Source organism: Pseudoalteromonas sp. P1-7a (assembly GCF_001401855.1).
Taxonomy (GTDB): Bacteria; Pseudomonadota; Gammaproteobacteria; order Enterobacterales; family Alteromonadaceae; genus Pseudoalteromonas.
Genome location: NZ_LKDU01000066.1, coordinates 1 through 3,032, shown reverse-complemented (window position 1 = coordinate 3,032; position 3,032 = coordinate 1). Strand labels below are relative to the sequence as shown.

General features: G+C 32.5%; 2 protein-coding genes and 2 pseudogenes. 2 read left to right on the top strand and 2 right to left on the bottom strand.

Annotated features, from left to right (window positions below):
* A pseudogene (locus AN389_RS19395) lies at nucleotides 1-188 on the top strand (endonuclease III); the annotation flags it as partial.
* A gap of 120 nt (nucleotides 189-308) precedes the next feature.
* Here the strand turns inward: AN389_RS19395 and AN389_RS19390 are convergent.
* Nucleotides 309-1,391 carry a serine hydrolase gene (locus AN389_RS19390; RefSeq protein ID WP_055020494.1) on the bottom strand — a complete coding sequence of 361 codons (1,083 nt, stop codon included), beginning with the start codon at nucleotides 1,389-1,391 and terminating at the stop codon, nucleotides 309-311.
* 151 nt (nucleotides 1,392-1,542) lie between these two features.
* Nucleotides 1,543-2,676, bottom strand: a complete 1,134-nt coding sequence (locus AN389_RS19385; RefSeq protein ID WP_055020493.1) for an AraC family transcriptional regulator — start codon at nucleotides 2,674-2,676, stop codon at nucleotides 1,543-1,545.
* A gap of 249 nt (nucleotides 2,677-2,925) precedes the next feature.
* Between AN389_RS19385 and AN389_RS20745 the strand changes: the two are divergent.
* Nucleotides 2,926-3,032: pseudogene (locus AN389_RS20745) on the top strand (endonuclease III); the annotation flags it as partial.

Here is a 3,032-nt window from a genome sequence, read left to right as displayed (position 1 = left end):
AATTTGCGATGGGTAAAGATGTAGTTGCTGTTGAGCAAAAACTTGAAAAGGTTGTCCCTAAAGAATTTAAAGTAGACGTACACCACTGGTTAATACTACACGGGCGCTATACTTGCGTTGCCCGTAAGCCTAAATGCGGCTCGTGTATAATAGAAGACTTGTGTGAGTTTAAAGACAAGACTGAATAACTCTTCTGCTATGCGTGAAGTTTTGACATAGGGCCAAAACTTCAAACTGCACAGTAAAGTGGACTAATTAGTACTAAAAGTTGCACTTTAACCATTTAGAAAAGCTAGTTGATTAAATAACTATTTCAAATTTTTTATAATAGTCATTCCAGTTTCTCTAAGTAGCCCGGCAGCCTCAGGAAAGCTAGTGTTGGTCACAATGGATATAGCGATATTAAGGTCTAAAAAAACAATTATCCAATTCTGTGTACCTTCTAACCCACCATGGTGTATATAATAATTTCCTAAACTTTCGTCCTCTGAAGCAATCCATGAATAAGCTATATAATCATTACCACTAACATGAAATAATTTTTTATGTGATTCTTTAATGACTTTACTTTCTTCTTTTAGTTGCCACTTCATATATTTTACAAGATCTGACATAGTAGTCTTTATGTAGCCACTCCCACCCCATAGTACTTCAGGAGTAAGGTGAGCTTTTGCTATCTCACCTTTCTCATTATAACCATATGCAACGTCCTTAAGCTGCTCTTGAGCCAAGTTCACTTTCGTATCTTTCATATTAGTTTCTGATGACAATACTTGCTGTAATAAATTATCGAATGGCATTTGGTAAACAGTTTCTAATATATATGATAAAAGCTCTATTCCCGCACTTGAGTAATGGTATTTACCTTTATTTTCTGAAGGGTTTACATTATTTAATGCCTTTAAAAACGATGTTTTGGATAATGTTTCAGCCCTTAAACCTAAATCTACATAACCTCTTGGTAATCCTGAACTGTGAGTCAAAAGCTGTCGAACGGTCACAGGATTTTTTTCAGTACTTAATTTGTCTAGTTTATTATTAATATACTTATTGATGTTATCGTTCAAAGATAACTTTCCATCTTTCACAGCATAAGCGGTAATCAACCCAGTCATGGTTTTACTTACAGACCCTATTTCATAAATTGTGTTATCTGTCGGGGTATTTCCTTTATGCCTTGTGAGTTCACCAAAATGTAAAATAACTGAATCCGTTTCCGTAACGACCCCTATAGATGTAGAAACAAAACGAGAGTCCTGCAAGAGTTGATTAGCGTGCATTGTTACAATGTTTGAAATGTCTTTATTGGAGATTATATCTCTATTTTTAGCTTGCACCTGCCCAAAAAAAGTAAGAAATAAAATGAAAGCTAACGTAATTTTTTTATACATAAAACACCTATTATTTGATTCACATTAATGTTTTTTATCAAAGCAGTTTTGATTTGATAATAGGGATATTAGTAAGGTTCAAGATTGATTTCGACCGACTATAAAAGTCGGACGTCTTATATATAAAGGGTTTGCGCTAGAAGATATAAATTTAATCGTTTAATCGTTCTTTTCTATATTGGGATGGAGTCACTGTTAAATGCTTTTTAAAAGCAGTGTTAAAAGACGATTTTGAATTAAAACCAACTTCTAACAATATCTCTAAAATCGCTTTTTTTTTATTGCTTTTTAAAGAAAGGATATTAGCAGCTTCATTAACTCGATAACTATTTATGAAATCAAAAAAGTGTTGCCCAAGGTGATGATTGAGTACGGTTGAAATTTCTAAGGCAGGTATATTTAATTGCTTTGCCAACGTGTCAATGTTTAGTGATGGATTCAGATAAGGTTTATTAAGCGACATATGGCACTTAATTGTGGATAACACTCTCTGTGCTTCATTAGCATCAACAATTACATCTTCACTTGGGTTCTGTGGAAGTTTTTTTGGTTCAAGTGATTCAACTTTTGAGCTAATACCGTGAAATATTAAAGGTTTATGAAGTGCTTGCCATAATATCCAACAAACAAAAAATAGTGTGACTGTCATCATTAAAGGAGTTAATAAGTTCAATAGTCCTTGTAACTCGGTAAATTTGATAATATTACGTGCTAAAACAATAGTGAAATCAATTAAAAAAGCCATCATAAAATTGTTTAACCATTGCTTATTGAGTATTTCAATATTTGAATAGTTATTTAAAACAGTTAATTTATAATAGTTTAATTTCTTAAAAATCAATGCTAGATAGAAGAACATTTGCAAGTAGAGCACTAAATGAACAAACAAAACTTCAAATAAAGGTTCATGGTTGTTATAAAAGGACATTTTTGCAATGTCATCTGCAAGGTGAAAGCGGGGAATAAAGATTAAACAAATAATAATAAACGGAATAGCATGCAGCAGGTCTTTCGTTTTGAGCTTTAAGTCACTATAAATAATAGACTTTACGTAAAAATAAAGTGTAGGCGCTAGCAAAGCCGAAAAGTTAGCTCGAAACATATCTAGATTTAAATGATCACCATAAAAGCCAGAAAATATAAAGTTACTGATATCAAGCGCAGTGATTAATAAAAAAACAGCTAAAATTTTATTACTTAATTGATTGCCAGAATGAATATTTAGGAGGAAAACCGCAACTAATAAATGAGTGAAAAAAACTAATAATGCAATACTCTCGGTCATTTTAGTTAGTTATTTTAGGGAAATTGTTGAATCATACATGATAAATGACAATCAGACTATGCTCCAAACCAAGTAATATCAGAGCTATAAATAGAGAGTAAAAATAGGCAGAGTTTTGCGCTCACTCAATTTAATTAACAAGTTTGCTACTTTAGAAAACAATCAAATTTGCCTTATACAGTTAATACTAAAACATACTATTTACGAAATTTCGCTCTAAAATGAACACACCATCTAGTTTACTTATAATTCGGCTGGCCGACCATTGCCGTGCACACGCATATTTTCGGGCTTCAAACCGCACCAAATTTGCGATGGGTAAAGATGTAGTTGCTGTTGAGCAAAAACTTGAAAAG

Bases quoted from the DNA above. Each gene is read 5' to 3' on its own strand.
- AN389_RS19385 (WP_055020493.1), bottom strand. From the start codon at position 2,676: ATGACCGAGAGTATTGCATTATTAGTTTTTTTCACTCATTTATTAGTT.
- AN389_RS19390 (WP_055020494.1), bottom strand. From the start codon at position 1,391: ATGTATAAAAAAATTACGTTAGCTTTCATTTTATTTCTTACTTTTTTT.